Genomic DNA, 339 nt, shown 5'->3' with positions numbered 1-339 from the left:
GTACGAACTGCCCGAGCTCGACTATGATTACGCAGCCCTGGAGCCGCACATCTCGGCCCGGATCATGGAGCTGCACCACTCCAAGCACCACGCCACCTACGTGGCCGGCGCGAACACCGCACTCGAGCAGCTGGCCGAAGCCCGCACCAAGGGCGAATTCGGCAACGTGCCGAAGCTGTCCAAGGACCTGGCCTTCCACCTCGGCGGCCACACCAACCACTCGATCTTCTGGAAGAACCTCTCCCCGGAAGGCGGCGACAAGCCCACCGGCGAGCTGGCTTCGGCGATCGATGAGTACTTCGGTTCCTTCGACGCGTTCCGCGGCCACTTCGGCGCCGC

The 339-nt window shown here is 65.5% G+C and carries 1 protein-coding gene; it reads left to right on the top strand.

The features are described from left to right. On the top strand, positions 1–339 hold a 339-nt coding region (locus tag ACMX2H_RS19020; RefSeq protein WP_414962848.1), incomplete at both ends, for a superoxide dismutase.

Origin of the sequence: Arthrobacter sulfonylureivorans, assembly GCF_047607445.1 — a bacterium.
Lineage (GTDB): Bacteria > Actinomycetota > Actinomycetes > Actinomycetales > Micrococcaceae > Crystallibacter > Crystallibacter sulfonylureivorans_A.
Note: the sequence above shows the minus strand (reverse complement) of the source record. Positions and strands in the feature narration are given on the sequence as shown.